This is a genomic window from Paraburkholderia sp. PGU19, from assembly GCF_013426915.1.
Lineage (GTDB): Bacteria > Pseudomonadota > Gammaproteobacteria > Burkholderiales > Burkholderiaceae > Paraburkholderia.
The window spans coordinates 121,264-139,072 of record NZ_AP023182.1 but is presented as its reverse complement, the minus strand read 5'-3'; the positions used below and the strand labels follow the sequence as shown (position 1 = coordinate 139,072).

The window sequence follows — 17,809 nt, the reverse complement described above, 5'->3', positions numbered from 1 at the left end:
GTGCCTGGACTTATTAGGCCTCGGACCGGAAGTCCGGGGCGCCCTGGCCGTGTCGCTCGATGACGCACGCGTCAAGCTTTGCCATTGCTCGCCTTCAACATAGGCAAACAACGATTCATTCGATGGCAACGCTGCGTTGAGGGTTGGTTGTTAGCGCGGACGCTTCATGCAGTTGCTCAAGGCTTTCTGTGTATCGCGGTGAGGTATCGCGCGATGGCCTCTCGAACCACCGCTAAGAACCTATCCGCCGGTCCGAAATGACATGACCATCTACCGCATCTGTCCGCGTCAGCATTCCAAGGAGCTTGCGAAGCGCAGCGGCCTGGCTTGGGGCTTCGTTCATCACAGACGCCACCGCACCACACGAGAGTGCTTCATAGACGCCTGGAGAGCTAGCGACGTCGACCACGAAATCCGCGATGCGTTCTGCCATTCGCTCATCGTCGACAACGCAGGCTCCGCCGCCCCGCCGCAATGTCGAAGGAATGCATCCCTTGTCGGATGCGATAACAGGGACGCCAAATCCGATTGCCTCGATGACGGTGAGCGGTTCGGCCTCGTTTTCATAACTGGATGGAAAAACCAGCAAGTCGATTGACTTGTAGAAGTTCGTCTTTTTTTCGCCCGAAACCGGGCCGACATAATCTGCTCCAGGATGGCGAATTAACGCCGCATTGAATTCATCCCCGATCGCGTCGGCGACGGGCCCGGCTATTGCTGCTCGAACTTGAAGACCTCGTCGATCGAGTGCGGAAAGCACGTCGAAAAATACGAAGACCCCTTTCTCGCGTGTGATATTCGACAAAAATCCCAGTGTCAGCGGACGCTCTCCGCGTACCCGTGCGTGCCCACCTGGCGCTGCTGGAAACAATGAGGTATTGGACAACACCAGCGTTTCCCCAACCGATGTCGGGTACAGCTGTTTTAGGCGCACCGCCATATCGGGGCACAACACGATGTGGGTTGCGTTGCCCGCAAGATCGAAGACCAGTCGCGTCAAACGTGATGGTCTGTTGATGTACCGGAAGCTGTGATGGTGAATGAACACCGGGACGTGCAGCAGGTTTCCAATTAACGCGAACATCCCATCGTACAATTGACCAGGCCCACCTGAGAGACCGATATAGATTGACGATGGTCGCCGCACGGCTGCCATGACCGCGAAACGCAAGACGGCCCACCCAGTGCCGAGCCGGCAGAGACGGCCTGCCCATTCAGATCTTACTCGCGCCCCTACAGTGTCGAATTTGACGATCCGGGCGCGGCCGTCCAAGCGCTCGGCGATTGCTTCGTTCGCCATCGACAGCCCATGAACAGGCGGTGGAAACGCGCCTACCATGAATACTGCGGGAAGCTTTGGCATTTCAGTCGCTCAGGCGGACTCGGGTTCGACCTCATGGTAAGCGCGAAGAAAGAAGAAACAATGACTGCATCGAAGCATTGTTCCGGTAGCGGATGACTATGTCTGCCACTCGCACTTGTCGAACCGATTGGGGAACCGAACGCATGCAGCAAGCGGAGTGCCCACATCCGGGCGAGGCGGGTCCGCGTGAAATGAGTCAGTCGGAACATCACTGATGCTCGGCGCGTGCGGGATCGACTTTACTTTTTATAAACCACGAGTAGGGTGGCGGCCAACAGAATCCCGGCATTCCCCCGTTTGCCATCTGCGATGCCGCCAGCGCACCCGTTCAAGATGCGCCTACCGTTGCGCGTTGGCGCTTGCAGTCGCGACCGTATCGACGGCACTCACCCTGTGGCAGGATTGATTCCTGCTGCGGCACGAATGCCACGTTCGACATCCCCTGTGGTTCAACCGTGCTTGTCGGGTTCCAATGCGTCTTCTTTTCTTCATCGGCAATCTGGGCGACTACCACGTCCCGCGCTACGAAGCGCTTGCAAAACTTGCCGCCGCTCGCGGAGACAAGGTATCCCTTGCCGAGGTATTCGGAAGGTCTGGCATTTATTGCTTTCCCCAAGAGGGTCGCATGACGCTTGGAGGAAGTCTTTGCAAACGGAATAGATCGTGAGTGGCCGGTGAGCGTCTGTCGATAAGAGCCTGCGGTGCTCCGCAATTTAATTTTAAGAACTGGTTGCGACGACGGACTAGATACGATCTACGTCAAGTTGTTGGTCGAGCCGCTGATGGGAGGTAAGTAGGGGTGAACGTTGCGCGTCCTCGTGGTACGCAAAGCCTGAAGGCAGCCGCCTGCTGCGCGACGCTGGTGGCCGCCGGCTTCGCCGTGGCAACCCCGCTGCCAACGCCGCCGTGCGGGACACCGCCGGTGCCGGCCTACGAGTCGCCGGGCGCGCAACCTGCGATGGCGATCCTCCGCGCCGAGGACCTCGATAAAGGCGTGTGGCGGCCGTCCTCGTGCACCGGATGGCCTGCCGCGTCTCGTTCCCGGGTTGTCGTCGCGCTCGCAGGCCTGGTCCGCGTCGCCGACGGTCCGGAGACCCTGTTGGCACGGGCCGGGGCGGTCTCCACCCTGCGCACCGTGCGCTACTGGTCCACGACCGACAAGAAATGGCGTCCGTTGTTCCTCGATGCAGCTGCGCTGGACGGACCCACCGAGGGCGCGGAACGGCGGGGTGATTTCCGCCCGTCGGAACTGCAACCCGGTCGAAGCTTTTACTACTGGGTGGACGACAGCCGCTCCGGCCCCTTGGTGTACCGGGTGCGGGTGCTAGAGCGCAGTCCGCACCGGGTGGCGCTGGCCGATGAAAATGTGTCGCCGGTCCGTGCGTTCGGACTAACGCTGTTTGAGCCGGCTGCGCTGCAGACGGTGGTGTTTGCACAGCACCAGGCGAACGACATATGGGGCCTGTACATTCTCGTGCGCATCGACCGACAAACCAGCAGTTTCATTGCGAGCGGGCACGAGGCTTCTACGGCGAACCGGGCGCTGGCACTGTTCCGGCACCTGGCCGGCGTCCCGACCGACGCGGAACCACCGGCCGTGCGGTGACCTGGATCATAAGCGAGTGATCGAGTCATTCGCATCGGCCGACGTCAACCATCTGACGCGCTAAGCATGGTTCGCCGGCACCCGGGCGAGTTACAGCGGCATGCGTACTGTTGCCTGATCTGATCGGTGGGTTCGCCGTCGATTACCAGATCATAGTCAATAAACAGTTCGCAGCCGGGCGCGATGTCGGCGAGGGCGTGGATGGAGACGCGATCACCCGATTCAATCGCTTCGCAGTTCGGTGCGCATGCGTGATTCAGGAAGCGGGCACTGTTGCGACTGCGACTGCCATCAATTACCCGTCCGTCCGAGAGTCCGAACACGAAGGTGTGGCCAGCATCCGCGCGCTGCCGCGCCGCAGCCCGCCGCCAGGTAGTCAGTTCACCGGCGCTGCAAGAAACTGCAATCCGCGCGGTGGCAATTGCCGCCGCAACGCTCTGGAGTCCAATTTGCGCAATGCTGCGTGTCATGGGCTCCGACCACCGCGAATCCTCGCTCTCGCGCGGCCTCCATGTCCGAACAGCCGCGAATGATGGGTGTGATCTTGAAAGCCGTCGTTAATGTTCAATCGGCCTGAACGGCCGGAGAGGGTTCGGAAACGGACACGACATCTGGTAGGTCTCGTTCCCGCCGGATGGCTCAGGACGCATACCTCTCATTTGCGATTCGGTGTTGTCCCCCGTCTCGTGGGGAAGCCGCCCTCACACACAACAGCCAACGCACCCGCCTCTAAGCCAGACTGCCCGCGAACCGTTCCGCAAGCCGCTGTTCTTCAAAACTCTCGACGATCCAGTCGATGAACGTGCGTGTCTTTGCTGGTAGCAGCGTGCGAGACGCGTAGTAGACGGATATCGCGCCAGCATCCGAGTACCAGCGGGGCACGAGTCGCACCAGCGCCCCGCTTTCGAGAGCCGGGAGCACATCGGCAGTGGCGAGCATGGCGATACCCAGGCCGAGCAAGGCGGCCTCGCGCATGGCTGCAGGATCGTTGACGACGGTCGACTCCTGAAGGTGCGCAGGCTCTTCCCGGCCCGACATATCACGCATCGTCCACTGGCGAATACGGCCGGTCTGCAGCGACCGCATCACGATGCCGCTGAAAGCGTGCAAACCGCCAGGATCGCGCGGACGTTTCCGGCCCATCATATAAGCCGGCGATGCCACGGCAATGACATGCACCGGCACCAGCGTGCGCGCGACCACGGACGGAGACAGCTCGAAGCCGCCACCGATCGCCACGTCATAGCCTTCCCCAACAAGATCAACCTGCCGATTCTCGAAGTGCCACTCTGGACGCACGAGCGGATAGCGTTTGAGAAAGCCGGGCAAGAGCGGCAGGACATGGGCCATGCCAAAGGTCGGCGGCAGACTGACCTTGAGTGTTCCGGCAGGCTCACCGCCCAGGCTGGAGATGCCTTCGATGGCCGCCTGAATTCCCGCCAGATTGCCCGTAATTGCAGAGCGAAACGATTCGCCTGCCTCCGTCAGCGTGAGGCGCCGGGTCGATCGCTGGAACAGGCGCACGCCGAGATTGCGTTCGAGCATGGCGACATTCCTGCTGACGGCTGCGGGCGTGAGGGACAACCAGCGCGCCGCCTCCGAGAAACTTCCATGCTCGGCGCTACGCACGAACGATTCGAGATTCACGAGCGTTTCCATTCGATCACCTTCAAGCAATGCTTGAAAGTATAACAAGTCATCTACGACTAATCGTTGTGCTTCCATTTAGGCATAGTTGCTCCAACCAATCACATTCATCCACATCAGAAGGAGAGTTGTCATGTCCGAAATTGGAATCATCGGGGCCGGCCAGATCGGGGCTGCCATTGCCACTGCGCTTGCGCGACAAGGTATTGCCGTCATGCTATCGAACAGCCGCGGCCCGGCTAGCCTGAAAGACACCGTTGCCGCGCTTGGCCCGAACGTTACGGCTGGCACGCGTGAAGAGGCGGCATCGAAGGAGATTGTTTTCGTCGCAGTGAACTGGTCGAAGCTGCCCGCCGCACTCGATGGATTGCCGGACTTCGAAGGACGTATCGTCGTCGATACGAACAACCCGATCGAAGCGCCGCTTTTCAAACCCATTGATCTGAATGGCAGGCTGTCGTCGGACGTCTTCGCCGACCTCGTGCCCGGCGCAAGAGTGGTGAAAGCGTTCAACCATCTGCAGGCTCGTCTCGTTGCCCATGATCCCGCAAGCGAAGGCGGCATGCGCGTGCTGTTCTATTCAGGCGATGATGCGCAGGCGAACACAAAGATCGGCGAGCTCATCGAACGGCTCGGCTTTTTTGGTATCGATCTTGGCCCTCTCGCGATTGGCGCGCGGCTCGTGCAGTTTCCGGGTGGTCCGTTGCCGACGTTGAATCTGGTGAAGTTCGGTTAAACGGCTGCATATGGCGCGAGGCGGTTTCATTGGCGGCCGCCTAATTTGATTGATCTCCAATGACCGCAATGGCCGCAATGGCCGCCGAGCTGCTGTCCCCGAGAAACCGGGCTGGATGACCGGACCACCGCGATCTCGACGTACTTGGCCTCGTACGCGAAACAAGGGTTTTGAACGATAGTAGGCCGCTGCATCTCAGTCATGCGCACGAGCACCACGCACGGCCAACGGTCATGCCGAGCGACGTCGCTGCCGTGAGCTATCCATGGTCGGCAGGAATTCGGTTCTCGCCGTCGACGAGGACCCGGTGCCCCCAATCGGGGCGATCTGCCTGGGCGAATGTGAACAGGCGTCGAGATCGTATGGCAAGAGATCGCCGATGGCGCGCTGGACGATTGGCGTCGGGTGAATAGGGCTTGGGCATTCACCTGGCTGTGCGCGCCGTGTGGATTGTGCAGAATTGCAACATCAGGAGGGATGCGATGAGCCTACTTCGTTGTTGCGCTCCGGCAGCATGCGGCATGCTGGTGATCGTCGTCACCGGATGCGCCGCGCGATCGTCCGAGCTGCTCGCGAGTCGGGTGAGCGTCGGCATGTCCGGGCAGGAAGTTGTGCAGGCCGTCGGACAGCCTGATTCGGAAGCGCAGGCGGACGGGATTCGGTGCTTCGAATACGACTTCGGGCGTGCTGCTTCGCAGACGCACTCGGTGTATTTCGACGCCCATCAGCGTGTGGTTGAAGTGGACGGTGAGGCCTGCGACCTCTCGACCATGCAGCGGCTCGCGGCGCACTGAGAATTTCAGGTAATGCAAAACTGCAGCGAACCTGTTTGGAGAAACAACCCAGGAAAATTTCGAGTGCGACCTGAAGCTTGAATGCGCCTCCCCATGTGTGTGCCAAGGAGGCGATCGCCTGGTGCGAATCTGTGGAAGACTGCTGGAAGACCTCTTCGGCGAACGATCTGGTTAATCGAGCAAGAAGGGCGGCGGGAGGGAGTACAGATCAGTGACAGCTTTCCGGCGATCGGATCTGTGTCCGAGAAGGCCGCTTTGGTGTCGCGTGGTTGCTGGGTAAAGAGTGGCGACTTGAAAGCGCTGGTCGCTGCATGCTCAGGTCGAAAAAAGCCGACCGGTTGAGGTCGACAAAAGATGCTGGCCATTCCGGGAGCCTTGCCAGAATCGGCCGGATTATGCCGTACTATGCTGCGATATGGCACTCCAATGGCTGTAGGCTGCCAGCGCGGATGTACGTCGACACGTCAGCGTAAGAGCGTAAGCCACTCATGCCAAACAGCCCTCGGCGGGCAGCGTAAGGCCAACTGCAGCCATTCCCTTTCGCGCTCAGCTTGCCATTCAAGCGGCCGCTCCACTCAAATTTCGGACGTTCACAGATCTGCGCCGACTGGCGGTTGATCAGCCGAAGCGATCAGGCCGCGTGAAGTTTCGCCATCCCTGCAATGTTGGCATACCGTGGTATTGGTCGCGGCAACCACGACGGTGGGTCGCACCTGCTTGCGCGAGGGGTTGGCGAAAGCTTCTAAGCTGGCAGGCTGTTCGGCGCGTTTGCCGGACGTCCGAGTAAATCCTCAGCCTGACGAACGATCCGATGGAGGATGTCGCCTGCCGGTGCAATATCGCGAATCAGGCCGACCGCCTCACCGGCGAACACAGAGGCATTGTCAACGTCGCCGGCGTTCAGGGCGTTCCGGTAGCGGATCTCTTCGTGTTTAAGGATCGCTGGCTCCGAGAGCTTTGCCTCGCGGCCGTGCCAGTCCATCGTGAAGCGAGTCTTGAGCACGCGCCCGGTGATCGCCTCCGGCCACTCGATTCGGCGAGCAATGTCGACAACCCTCGTGCGGATTGTCGAATCTCCATCGGCAGCGAGCACTGCCGCCTGCAGGCTCTGCGCTATCAGCGCTTCTGTGCTCGCCAGGAAACGCGTACCGATAAGAACGCCGTCAGCACCTAGCATCAATGCTGCCGCAAGCCCGCGGCCGTCGCCGATCCCGCCGGCCGCGACAAGCACAGTGTCTGGTGCTGCAACTGAGAGGTAGTCCGCAAGCTCCGGCACCAACGTGAACGTCGCTCGTACGGCCCCGTGACCTCCTGCTTCCGCGCCTTGCGCGACGATCACGTCTGCGCCAGCGGCGACCGCTTCGCGAGCCAACTCCAATGTCTGTACCTGGCAGATCAGCCTGGTGCCGGTTGCCTTGATTTGTCGCGCAAATGACGTGAGATTGCCGAAAGACAGCATGACCCCAACGGGCGCGTGTGCGAGCACGAGTTCAAGCAGCTGCGGCTTTTGCGCCAGCGACCACGTAATAAATCCGCAGCCAACGCGGGCACTTCCTGCGTCGGCAAATTCCTGCTCGAGCCAACTTGGGTCTCCATAGCCACCGCCGATCATGCCGAGCCCGCCCGCGCCGGACACGGCCGCGGCAAGCTTGCCGCCAGCGGCAAACGCCATCGGCGCGGAGAGGATGGGATGCTCAATGCCGAGCATTTGTGTCAGTCGTGTTTGCATTCTGCCCTCCGTTCGACTAACTCTGGGCGGGGCGGCGTAACTTCCAATTCAGCGGTATGCGGACGCCTCTTCGCCTGTGCAGTGATTCGAAAAACAGAAGCTCTAACGCGTAACGGTATGGTAGTACGCTAAAAGACTAATCCTCACAGGGGGAACCTGACAGCTGCCACGCGACGATGAACGCAATCGCCCTCGCGTTGACGGCACGGATGACCGCTGTGCCCTTGAAAGTGGCCGTCGAATTAGAGCAGCCGTCTATGACCGGAGAGGGTCGAACAGCGCCCGTCGACTGCGGTAGGGTGAAGCAGAACGGTATGCGGCAGGCTCGCTGCCGCATTCGATGCCGGCTAACATGATGACTGGCATCCGTACACGATGTATATCCGGACAGGGTCATCCTATGGAGATTGGGGCGGGGCCGTGGCCATGTGCAAGCTGAGCATTCGCGCACTTGCATTCTGCGTAGCGGGCGCGTTACTGAGTAGCTGCATCGCAATGGCAGACGAGGTCAAGGTGATGATTTCGGGCGGGTTTGCGTCGGCCTATCGCGAACTGGGCCCGCAATTCGAGGAGGCCTCCGGCCGTAAGCTGATCACCGTCTGGGGGCCCGCGGTGGGTACGGCCGCGAATGCGATCCCTGTGCGGTTTGCGCGCGGCGAGTGGGCCGACGTGCTGATCGTGGTTGGCTATGCACTCGACGAACAGATCAATGCCGGCAAGGTCTTGCCTGACAGTAAGGTGGACTTCGCACGATCGGCAATCGGCATGGTGGTTCGCGAGGGAAGCCCCAAGCCGGATATCAGCTCGGCCGACGCATTGCGGCGAGCGCTGCTTGCAGCGAAGTCTGTCGTCTATCCGGACAGCCCGAGCGGCGTCTATGTCGGCGACGAACTGTTCCGGCGTCTCGGCATCGCGGGGCCGATGGGGAGCAAGAGCCGCATGCTTCAGGTCGCGCAGGTCGCCGATGCCGTTGCGAATGGAGAAGCTGAGATCGGAATTCAGGAGATCGTCGAACTGTTGCCGGTGAAAGGGGTGACGGTGGTCGGCAGTCTGCCAGCAGAAGTGCAGAGGTACACGGTGTTCTCCGGGGGAATCGCCACCAATGCGAAAAATCCGCCCGGTGCAGAGGCGCTGATCCATTTTCTGTCGTCGCCGGACGCGGCGTCTGCGATTTCGAGGAGCGGGCTCGAACCGCTTTCAGCGATGCCTGCGAAATGAGCGAAAACGCGCGGCTACATGCCACTGACCTGAGTGGCTGATGACTCTTCTGGGAACGGCCAATTACGGCCGGTCGTTACCGCGCCCAAATTGACGCTCAGGCGTCCACTTTAGTCAGCGAACGGTCATTTACCGGTCGAAAATCGACGTTTTGAGATGGGGCATTGTGGACGCCCGCTCGCTTGCGTCCACCGTTGACCAAAATGTCTGCTGACAGGCGAAGTGACGGCCCGCTAGCCAGGCCAATAGTGCGGCCAGTCGGCTTGGTGATCCAAAAGGACAGGGCAATTTCGGGGACTTTGCTTTGCCAGCTTGTCGGTGGCGATGTCGTCGATAGCGCGTTCATCGTGGTCTCTCAGTCGAGATGATTGGGATGGGCGCAAGTGTGACAAGACAGGCTTAGGGCAGTCATAGGGCGACGACTGCGTTTGGGGATTGGGTCGATTGGCGGGGCGAGAGCGCGTCGGCGACTTCGAATGGAAGGTTGATGCAGCGGGGACGAGCCGATGTTGGCTGGCGTTCAGCGACCGGTGACCCACTTTCCGGTCGCGTGGTGCGAGCGCAAAGAAAAAGCCGCTGAAACTCGCGGATCAGCGGCTTTTTGCAATTGACCTATTTTGCGTGAATTTGATGTCAAGAAATGTCGCGCAGCCGAAAAGTCGCCGTTATCGGTCAATATGAAATTTCGCGACGCACTCGACTGAGAGCCCCGAATTCGGTGTGTCACACAAGGAAAAAGGGAATGACCAGCACCATAAACCACGAGCACGTGCTCGTCCCACCTATCCGCACCGGCGCTATCACGCCACTGCCGCGTGGGCACGGAGACATCCAAACCGCAGTCGTAAACCTCGTCGACCGCCTGGCGCCGGCCGTCCCCATAGCCCGTCAGCCATCTCTCGCGCGAGACATTGCTGAAGTCATCGCCTGCGGGCCCAGTTCAATGGTCAACAACATGTTCCTTCGCCAAAGCATCATCCGCGGTGGCACCGCGACCCATGACCATGTGATCGAAGGGCTGGCAGCCTGGGTCACCGTCCTCTTCGATCTCGGCAACTTGCAACACGACCGGCGCAGAGCGCTGGACGTCGAGGCCAACATTCCCGACGAGGCTCTGGACCGTCTCGCTCAGGTTCTGTCGAAATCACGTAACGGCTGCATCCTTGCGGTCCCCCACATAGGCAGCATCGAACTGTTCGCGGCGCATCTCATCGATCGAGGATTCAACATCGCCTTCGTCTATGCGATCGGCCATAAGCCGACGCCCACCGAGCGCTGGATTGATGCAGGTCGGCATGCCGGTTGCGGAACACCGATAGCGATCGGGCGAAGGCACACCGGAGCCGAGATTTCGAACGCTCTTGAGAACAATGGTGTCGTATTGATGGTCGTGGATGTCTACCCAAGCGCCAAATACAAAGGCATTGTCGCCATGGCGCATGATTCCGAGTTCAACTATCCGCCTGGACCAGCGAGATACGCGCGATCCGGAACGCCGATCCTTCCGGGCTTTGCATCGCGCCGGGACGCGCAGGGCTTTTCGATGAACATTCTCGATCCGATCGAGTACCACGCATCGATGCCTAAGCACGCTGCGGCTTCCGATCTCACCCAAAGGCTCGCCATTCCTATCGCCGGGTTCACTGCGCAGCGGCCGGAGGCGTATTGGCTCTGGCATCCGATCCCCCATGATCCGTTTCTGGCCGTAGCGCGACGGCAGCGGCCTGACCTCCTCCATCCGGCGGCTGCGACGATCGCGGACGACGAAGCGACCGCGTTGGAGGTGGACGCGGTGACCTCGACGCTGGTGGCGTGACCGGTCGGATATGAGCTGGCCGCTGGTCGTGATCTTTGCCACCGTCGCGCTCGACGCGGCGGGCATCGCACTGATCTTTCCGATCCTGCCGGGACTGCTGCGTTCGATGAGCGGCACGGACGAGGTGTCCTCGCTGTTTTCGGCGCGATGCTCGCGCTGTACGCGTTGATGCAGTTTGTCTTCGCGCCCGTTCTCGGTGTCCTGTCGGATCACTACGGCCGCCGGCCGGTGCTGCTCATTTCCCTCGCCGGCCGTACAAGACCCCTGTGCCAAGATAGATCACCGTAACTCGAATGGCTGTTATCTGGCAGCCCAGCCGTCCGCTCAGGGTGCGTCCTGCCGTTCGCGGTAGCGCGAGCATCGATCGAACGGCGATTGGCAGCTTCTGCGCAAAGCTGTCCGATGCCAGACGACATGCTCGGACGGCCGCTCGAAGAAGCGAAGCATGTCATGTCGAAGACCCTTGGCGAGAACTGGTCACCGAACTACGTCGGGCGCGGGGAGGCTATATCAACCTGATGTCGAATGGGCAGCACGCGAACTGCAAAATCGCGGAGCGAGAGTCGCCCGAAAAGATCATCATTTTTGGATTTGAAGGATCCGGTACCGTTGTCGGGCTTGTCTATGTACTGGGTTCTACGATGTCAGAATCTGACGCGAAGAAACTATTTTCACATGGCACACTAAGGCAGATTCCCGACTATCCCTCACCATTGATGTCTGTATTGCCAGCACCTTCGGGCGACGCATTGTTTGAGTCTGAAGATGAGGGACGCTTGCTTCGTATGAGCCACGAACATGGAAGTTCAGACAGGCAATTTATTCAGTTACTTGACCTGCATGCGGTTAAAAGGGAAACCACTCCTATGCAGACTTGCGCTCGTGAAACTGGCACATTACGGGAGAGTGTCGGTAGACCTGTGGGGAGTGACCTTAAGGGTGGCTGACACAACTCGCATTCGTTTCCATCAGTAAATTGATGAAGCTGTTTTAAGTCTGAAGTGGTCTCGTTCGGACGGCTGCTTTCGGAAAGCTCGAATGATGATCATGTAGCCGGCCTCCTCGCCGCGGTTATGCGACGAGGGTTAAAGTCAGTTTGCGAAACGCACTTTGACCCTGCGGAGACCGACATGAACTATTGTGGCATAGACCTGCATTCGAACAACTGCGTGGTGATCGTCAGCGACGAGAACGACCGGATCGTGTACCAGAAACGCGTGCCAAACGAGCTCGCGTAGATCGCGGCGACGCTTGAGCCGTACCGGCAAGAACTGGCGGGTGTGGTCGTCGAGAGCACGTACAACTGGTACTGGCTGGTGGATGGGCTGATGGACACAGGCTACCGGGTACACCTGGCCCATCCTGCTGCCATCAGGAAATACGACGGTCTCAAGCACAGCGGCGATTTCGCCGATGCGGCCTATCTGGCGCAGCTACTGAGGCTCGGGTTGCTGCCCGAGGGCTATGTCTATCCGCGCGAGGAACGCGGCGCACGCGACCTGGCACGCAAGCGCATGCAGCTGGTGCGCTATCGCACAGCGCAGATCCTTTCGATCGAGGGCATCCTGATGCGGCAGACGGGGAGCCGAATAAATGGCGAGGCAGTCAAACGGCTGACAGCCGGCCAGGTCGATGAATTTGCCTTTGCGCCCGATGTCGCGCTGGCCGTGGAGGCCAACCGCGCGGTCAGCCAGGCGCTGGGGCAGCAGATTGAGGCGCTGGAGAAGCGACTGAGGGAACGCGTGAGCCTGCGTGCCGAGTACCACCTGCTCAGGACGGTGCCGGGCATCGGCGACACGCTCGCGACCACAATCATGCTCGAGACCGGCTCGATCAGCCGCTTTGCCCAGGTCGGCAATTTCAGTTCCTACTGTCGCTGTGTTGACAGCCTGAGGGAGAGTAACGGCAGGAAGAAGGGTGAAGGCAATACCAGGAACGGCAACAAGTATCTCGCGTGGGCGTTTGTGGAGGCAGCGAACTTCGCGATGCGTTACTGCCCGCAGGCCAGAAACTTTTACGATCGCAAGAAGAGCAGGACGAACCGCGTCCTGGCGATCAAGGCTCTGGCACACAAGCTTGCGCGGGCGTGCTACCACGTGCTGCGAGACCAGAAACCCTTCGATGTCCATCTGTGTTTTGGATAACGGTTTGGCCAGGGGCGGCGAGCCAGGACAAGGGACTGGTGTGAAGCCACCCGAATGAGTTGGACGCCGCCCTTGTGCCATCTGAACGGATGCAGAACACTGAATCGCACAGGCCGTGAGCCATCAAAGGACTGGCGTCGTCATGGCGATAGCCACAGGGAATGCAAGCACTCCCCTGGACACGGCCTGGCACCAAAGTTTCTCTGGGGCGGCACTGCCGCCAGGGCAGTCGCGGAGCATTGCGACAGGCTTGATCCCGACGGGTGTCTGGTGCGATTCGGTTCGCAACCAACGAGTGAGAAAACGGGCGCGGTTAGTGTTTGCACGAATGAAGGTGGCGCGCTGTTGTCACCGAGAATTGACGCAACTGTTTGCGGGGTACTTTTTTTACCCTTGACTCCGGCCGGCTAATGGGTGTCCCTTATGGATTACTCGTTGTGCTGCTTCGGTCATGCTAGGATTTGTCGTCACCTGAGGAGGCGATATGGCGTTCAAGGAAACGAAGGGAAATAAGACCGTCGAGGCTTGCGTTATGCCTGCTCCCGGAGGAATGTTCAAAGGCTATATTCGCGTCCAGACGGCCAAACATGGGAGCATCGTCGGACAGACCACAGGGCGCGGTTGTGGTCGGCCGATGCCTACGGAAAGTGAGGCGCTTGCATTGGCCGAGGCCGAAGCGAAACGCGTGCTTGGGTTGTAGACTTCCTGGCCTACTATTCCAAATGCTAACGCTACGATCCTCGAAAATGCCCGCAGGAGACAGCCATGACCGCTCCGAACAGAAGAAATGTTGTTCATGGTCATCAGATTGTTGTGATGCTGATCGCTGCAAAAGCAGAAGCATCGATCATGGTCCAGCCGCCACCTGGAGGGCAGGGAGGTCTTCTCCCGCCGCACCACGTAAGCATCGAGCCGCTTCTCAAAGGTGGTCTTTCTGAGACTGAGGCTCTGGAATACATCGTGAAGCTCGTGTCGCTCGGAGTGGAAGGGACCAAGGTCGGCAACGGGTAGGATCATCGCGCTCCGGACACTGATTGTGCGTGCGACCGTCAAGCAGGCGCCCGGAGGCTTTCTTTCCGACCTTGACCATTCCGTACGCCATATCGGCATGCGGATAGCCCGGCCGCAGCAAACTGGGCTTCGCCATTACGCCGTCGAGGTGTACCCAATGAGCGTTGTTGCGCGCCATATCCCCGTCGTAATGGCCGTTCTCGACCGTTGCGATTTCCCATTCGCCCCATTGCTTGAAGAGGAACAGCACGCCAGCGGCCGCGCATTGATCGCGGAGCGCACGAGCCCAATCCGGATGCATCGGGGGTGCGCCGTGGCCGCTTTCGCCGCCGCAGATGACCCAGTCGATCCACGCAGTGTGAGAGAGATCGAGATAGATGCGATCGAGATTGATGGGCCCCAGCATCGGCTCGATCGACAAGAACCGCACGCGGGCCGGCACCTCGAGCAGCTTTGGAATGTCACGGTCGGCCTCGGCCTGGTTGACGACCGTCGCCGCCGAGCCAGACGTTGTCGCAGCCAGCGAGCCAGTCGCGTGAGCGTGCGCGAGCGATCATCTCGAATGCGTTGCCGACGCGCTTCGTCAGCAGCAGCCAATTGAGGTTGGGCGTGAGCTCAATGAGGTCTAACAGGTCTCGGCGCCACGCCGGATCGACGGCGTTGTCGAACACATCGGCGAGCGACGCGCAAGAGACGCGCTGGCGGCGGCCATGCTGCGCATAGAACTCGGTGTGCGCCTTGTTCCACTGCAGCGGCTTGCGCCAGTTTGCGACGGACGTGCGGCGGCGCGGCGCGCCCGGGACCCAGTTGATCGCCGTACCGCCGGCGAAGCGAGCGTTGCGCGTCTCGGCATAGCAGTAATCGCAGCCGGGCCCGACCTTCTGACAGCCTTCCTACGGATTGAACGTGTGATCGGTCCATTCGATTTTGCTGTTCTCGCTCATGCTAGTATTCCGGCAAAAATTCTGGAAAAGAAACCATGGCCAGCACGGTTCTGAACGTTATAGGACTTGCCCTTACTACCTTCGGCGGAATCGGCGCCGCCTGGATTTCGCCTGCCCTGCGCCCAAATACAATCCGGATGGCTCTGTGAGCCTTATTGGAGAACCGGACAAGGTGAAGAGAATCGCGATGCATCGGCAACAGAAACTAGTCAGGCCCTGCCTCGCCCTCGTTGGTGTAGGCGCACTGTTCCAGATTGCAGCCATGGCGTTCTGACCGACTCGCGCATCGCTCACGCTTTATCTCCCTTCTTTGCGGATGCCGCGATAGCGGCGTCGATAGCATCGTCAAGTTCGCCACCATAGTTGCCGTTATAGGTATCCGACCGCGTCGCTAGCTCGGCGAAGCTGAAGCCGTTTGCGCGCAGCCACCGATACCGCTCCGCATCGTTCGCCATTGCGCTGCCAGCGCCGCTGTGCACAGGGTTATCCACCGTTTCTGTGGATAACCCGACGTTCATTAAATTGTCATCAACAGGGGCGGCATTTTAGAGGCGGCACGCGCCAGCCTTGATTCTCGCAGTGCTCGACGGTGGGCTTCTTGGATGTGAGGAAAGCCAACGCGGGCTTTTCGCCTTCAGGTGACGAGCATTCCCACGCCACCGGCTCCAGACTCTTGACGTTGTCGGTCATCGCGGACTCCATTCGATAAGGGGGTGTTCCGCGCGCACGTAAAGCGGATGGCGCGGCGAACCGTCCTTCGTCGTACCGACACACCAGAGGCGCGCGCCAGCGTCGGTCAAGATGCTGGCGACACGAGCGGCGCGCTCAGGTTTGGCATTCGATCCCCACGCGCACACAACGTCGCCGCATTCGCGCGCGAAGTTCCACAGATAGTCGTCGTTGTCGGGGCCGACCGGATCGGGGTGTGACCACAGCGCGGCCGGGTCAGTCGAGCGCAGCGCATACAGGTTCGCGACGGCGAGGCCGTTGCAGTCCCACAGTTTCGCGAAGCCGCGGCATCGACGGATCGTCGGATCGTCGAGCATCGCATCCGCCGTGCTCGGGTTCAGCATGACGAACAGCGCGGTCGACTTCATCGGCGACATCGATTCGGCCTGGCGCTTCAGCAGGTAGCGATATGTGCCGCAAGGGCTAATGATTGCGCTCATGCTAGGATTCCGCTAAATCACCAAGGAGACGACCGTGACGAGCCAGCTTTCCGAATATAGGCCCGGCATCGAGATCCATGCGAACGTGCCGAATACCCCTGGGCAAACTAGCTTCACCGGATGGATAGTGATTACTGATAGAACGAACGGTTCCCAGGTCACCGAGACGCGGGTTACTCCGAACTGGGCCAGACCCGCGAACACCGCCGAAGAGGCGTGTCGAATCCTGATTCAATATGGCAGAGAAGTGATAGAGGGGATCGCCCATGGCGGTGATTTCGTCAATAACGGGTGACGATCTAACAGCATTGGGATTTAAGGTCAGGGCCGTATTTGGTTTCTCCCCGAACGATGAAATGTTCATTCACCATGGAAGCAATGAAGCCATCAATGAGGTCTACGGGGTTGTTATAGTGTCAGGGAAAGACGCGGTGAGCGGACGCATTCGGGAAATTGGAAGTCCCGCGACAGTGAAGGAAGTAATACCATTCGTCCTGACTGCCATTGTTTGTCAGTAATAGGCAGTCCAACGAATTGAAGGCGTCTCGCCGCTGGTGTCGCGCCGGACAACTTCGTGGATTTTCGAGTTCGGCCAATTATTACTACCGCTCGCACAGCCGGCACATCCGCCACTCGAAAGCTGCCGTTTCACGTCTCACATCTTCAACGGCCGGAGAGGGTCGATGAACGATGAACAACCTTCAACGATTTGGTCCTTTCGCCGACGTTCAGGGTTCAGCCACAATGAGTTACTCGACACTACTTAGCATAACTGCTCTCTGATTGATAACTCCGTGCATCCGTCAATCGTCTAGTGATGTTTCGTAACGGTCGTGTTCGCGGCGTTTCGCTATCCGATCACGCGCCGGCGCCCGATCGGTGCCACGAGGAGGCGATCTAAGGGGCGCCATTTCAGAAAAAGTGCCCGATATCAATGCTGACCCTCGTTAAGGAACTGTCATGTTGGTGAGCTTAGGCTACGTGTTTGGCAAAGAGTAGTTATCCCTTATGAGGAAAGATGGAACGTCCCCACGTCAGTCGGCCAGGATGCCTCAGACAGTCAACGGCAACGCCAGATTTTGCATTAGCCCGCGTTGTCCAGGGCTTCGGTCCCACCTCTACTTATTACGTTCCCGCTGCCAGACCACTGTTGACGCGCCATATCCGAAGCTACCCGGCGTGACGTAGGTCAACCGGTCGCCCTCAATGGCAAATGGTCTCGCCTGTGTTTCGCCATCCCAGTTCGGAAACGTCCCCTTCCGAATATGAAATTCGATCGTACGTGCAGCGGGATCGACTTTGTATGTCCCGAAATGCGCGATGCTTCCCTGCACAATCTGTCTGTTTTCGTCCCCAGTCGCTGAAAAACGATCCCCCGACGCAAGCCGCGGCAAGTTCGCACGAAGAGCGACCAGGGTGTAGTGCCCATCGGCGCCAAAGACGAGTTGACCTTCCGGGCGCTCTCCCAGAATTTCCACCGCGCTTCCGCTTTTCAAAACCGTGAGTGAGACAAGCTTCCAGGTGCCAACCAGGTCGGCCGTCGTTTGGGCGAAGGCCACTTGAACGCCGAATAGTGTGTAAGCCCATAACGCAGGGCCGATGAGCAAGGCAGTGATGTGACCTTTCATGAAA

17 protein-coding genes and 3 pseudogenes are annotated in these 17,809 nt (G+C 59.6%); 11 read left to right on the top strand and 9 right to left on the bottom strand.

Features of this window, described 5'->3' with window-relative positions:
- Positions 1–232: 232 nt before the first annotated feature.
- Positions 233–1,363: a glycosyltransferase family 4 protein gene (locus tag H1204_RS41075; RefSeq protein WP_180735838.1), complete on the bottom strand. Its 1,131-nt coding sequence runs from the start codon at positions 1,361–1,363 to the stop codon at positions 233–235.
- Positions 1,364–2,162: 799 nt separating this feature from the next.
- Here H1204_RS41075 and H1204_RS41070 point away from each other — a divergent pair.
- Positions 2,163–2,969, top strand: coding sequence for a DUF6675 family protein (locus H1204_RS41070; protein WP_180735837.1), 807 nt, complete (start codon positions 2,163–2,165; stop codon positions 2,967–2,969).
- Positions 2,970–3,013: 44 nt separating this feature from the next.
- Here H1204_RS41070 and H1204_RS41065 read toward each other — a convergent pair whose 3' ends face one another.
- Positions 3,014–3,439 carry an SET domain-containing protein-lysine N-methyltransferase gene (locus H1204_RS41065; RefSeq protein WP_180735836.1) on the bottom strand — a complete coding sequence of 142 codons (426 nt, stop codon included), beginning with the start codon at positions 3,437–3,439 and terminating at the stop codon, positions 3,014–3,016.
- Positions 3,440–3,698: 259 nt separating this feature from the next.
- Positions 3,699–4,628 (bottom strand): LysR family transcriptional regulator, encoded by a 930-nt coding sequence (locus tag H1204_RS41060; RefSeq protein WP_180736275.1) that lies wholly within the window; start codon positions 4,626–4,628, stop codon positions 3,699–3,701.
- A gap of 121 nt (positions 4,629–4,749) precedes the next feature.
- Between H1204_RS41060 and H1204_RS41055 the strand changes: the two genes are divergently transcribed.
- Positions 4,750–5,352: an NAD(P)-binding domain-containing protein gene (locus tag H1204_RS41055; protein WP_180735835.1), complete on the top strand. Its 603-nt coding sequence runs from the start codon at positions 4,750–4,752 to the stop codon at positions 5,350–5,352.
- Positions 5,353–5,873: 521 nt separating this feature from the next.
- Positions 5,874–6,146 (top strand): hypothetical protein, encoded by a 273-nt coding sequence (locus tag H1204_RS41050; protein WP_180735834.1) that lies wholly within the window; start codon positions 5,874–5,876, stop codon positions 6,144–6,146.
- Positions 6,147–6,888: 742 nt separating this feature from the next.
- Here the strand turns inward: H1204_RS41050 and H1204_RS41045 are convergent.
- Positions 6,889–7,875: a nitronate monooxygenase gene (locus H1204_RS41045; protein WP_180735833.1), complete on the bottom strand. Its 987-nt coding sequence runs from the start codon at positions 7,873–7,875 to the stop codon at positions 6,889–6,891.
- Between the two features lie 375 nt (positions 7,876–8,250).
- On the opposite strand from H1204_RS41045, the gene H1204_RS41040 reads away from it, so the two are divergent.
- The 7 genes and pseudogenes from H1204_RS41040 to H1204_RS41010 all read left to right on the top strand — a co-directional run bounded on the left by H1204_RS41040 (position 8,251) and on the right by H1204_RS41010 (position 14,064).
- Positions 8,251–9,093, top strand: coding sequence for a substrate-binding domain-containing protein (locus tag H1204_RS41040; RefSeq protein WP_180735832.1), 843 nt, complete (start codon positions 8,251–8,253; stop codon positions 9,091–9,093).
- Positions 9,094–9,835: 742 nt separating this feature from the next.
- Positions 9,836–10,909, top strand: coding sequence for a hypothetical protein (locus H1204_RS41035; protein WP_180735831.1), 1,074 nt, complete (start codon positions 9,836–9,838; stop codon positions 10,907–10,909).
- Between the two features lie 10 nt (positions 10,910–10,919).
- Positions 10,920–11,161 (top strand): annotated as a pseudogene (locus H1204_RS52010) (MFS transporter); the annotation flags it as partial.
- Positions 11,162–11,202: 41 nt separating this feature from the next.
- On the top strand, positions 11,203–11,856 hold the full coding sequence (locus H1204_RS41025; protein ID WP_180735829.1) for a hypothetical protein: 654 nt from the start codon (positions 11,203–11,205) through the stop codon (positions 11,854–11,856).
- Positions 11,857–12,039: 183 nt separating this feature from the next.
- Positions 12,040–13,053 (top strand): annotated as a pseudogene (locus tag H1204_RS41020) (IS110 family transposase).
- 484 nt (positions 13,054–13,537) lie between these two features.
- The gene (locus H1204_RS41015; protein ID WP_180735828.1) at positions 13,538–13,753 is read left to right on the top strand and encodes a hypothetical protein; all 216 of its coding nucleotides are present in this window, start codon (positions 13,538–13,540) and stop codon (positions 13,751–13,753) included.
- A gap of 65 nt (positions 13,754–13,818) precedes the next feature.
- Complete coding sequence (locus H1204_RS41010) at positions 13,819–14,064, top strand: hypothetical protein (protein ID WP_180735218.1); 246 nt, start codon at positions 13,819–13,821, stop codon at positions 14,062–14,064.
- A gap of 10 nt (positions 14,065–14,074) precedes the next feature.
- On the opposite strand, the pseudogene H1204_RS41005 reads toward H1204_RS41010, so the two are convergent.
- The 4 genes and pseudogenes from H1204_RS41005 to H1204_RS40990 form a co-directional block, all read right to left on the bottom strand.
- Positions 14,075–15,008: pseudogene (locus H1204_RS41005) on the bottom strand (phage Gp37/Gp68 family protein); the annotation flags it as partial.
- A gap of 290 nt (positions 15,009–15,298) precedes the next feature.
- Positions 15,299–15,487 carry a hypothetical protein gene (locus H1204_RS41000; RefSeq protein ID WP_180735827.1) on the bottom strand — a complete coding sequence of 63 codons (189 nt, stop codon included), beginning with the start codon at positions 15,485–15,487 and terminating at the stop codon, positions 15,299–15,301.
- A 49-nt stretch (positions 15,488–15,536) separates the two neighbouring features.
- Positions 15,537–15,698, bottom strand: a complete 162-nt coding sequence (locus H1204_RS40995; RefSeq protein ID WP_180735826.1) for a hypothetical protein — start codon at positions 15,696–15,698, stop codon at positions 15,537–15,539.
- Positions 15,695–16,177 carry a DUF1643 domain-containing protein gene (locus H1204_RS40990; RefSeq protein WP_180735825.1) on the bottom strand — a complete coding sequence of 161 codons (483 nt, stop codon included), beginning with the start codon at positions 16,175–16,177 and terminating at the stop codon, positions 15,695–15,697. The genes H1204_RS40995 and H1204_RS40990 overlap by 4 nt, the downstream gene beginning before the upstream one ends.
- A 34-nt stretch (positions 16,178–16,211) precedes the next feature.
- Here H1204_RS40990 and H1204_RS40985 point away from each other — a divergent pair, with 34 nt between their 5' ends.
- Positions 16,212–16,472 carry a hypothetical protein gene (locus tag H1204_RS40985; RefSeq protein WP_180735824.1) on the top strand — a complete coding sequence of 87 codons (261 nt, stop codon included), beginning with the start codon at positions 16,212–16,214 and terminating at the stop codon, positions 16,470–16,472.
- Between the two features lie 823 nt (positions 16,473–17,295).
- Here the strand turns inward: H1204_RS40985 and H1204_RS40980 are convergent.
- Positions 17,296–17,805: a lipocalin-like domain-containing protein gene (locus H1204_RS40980; RefSeq protein ID WP_243469073.1), complete on the bottom strand. Its 510-nt coding sequence runs from the start codon at positions 17,803–17,805 to the stop codon at positions 17,296–17,298.
- Positions 17,806–17,809 lie beyond the last annotated feature (4 nt).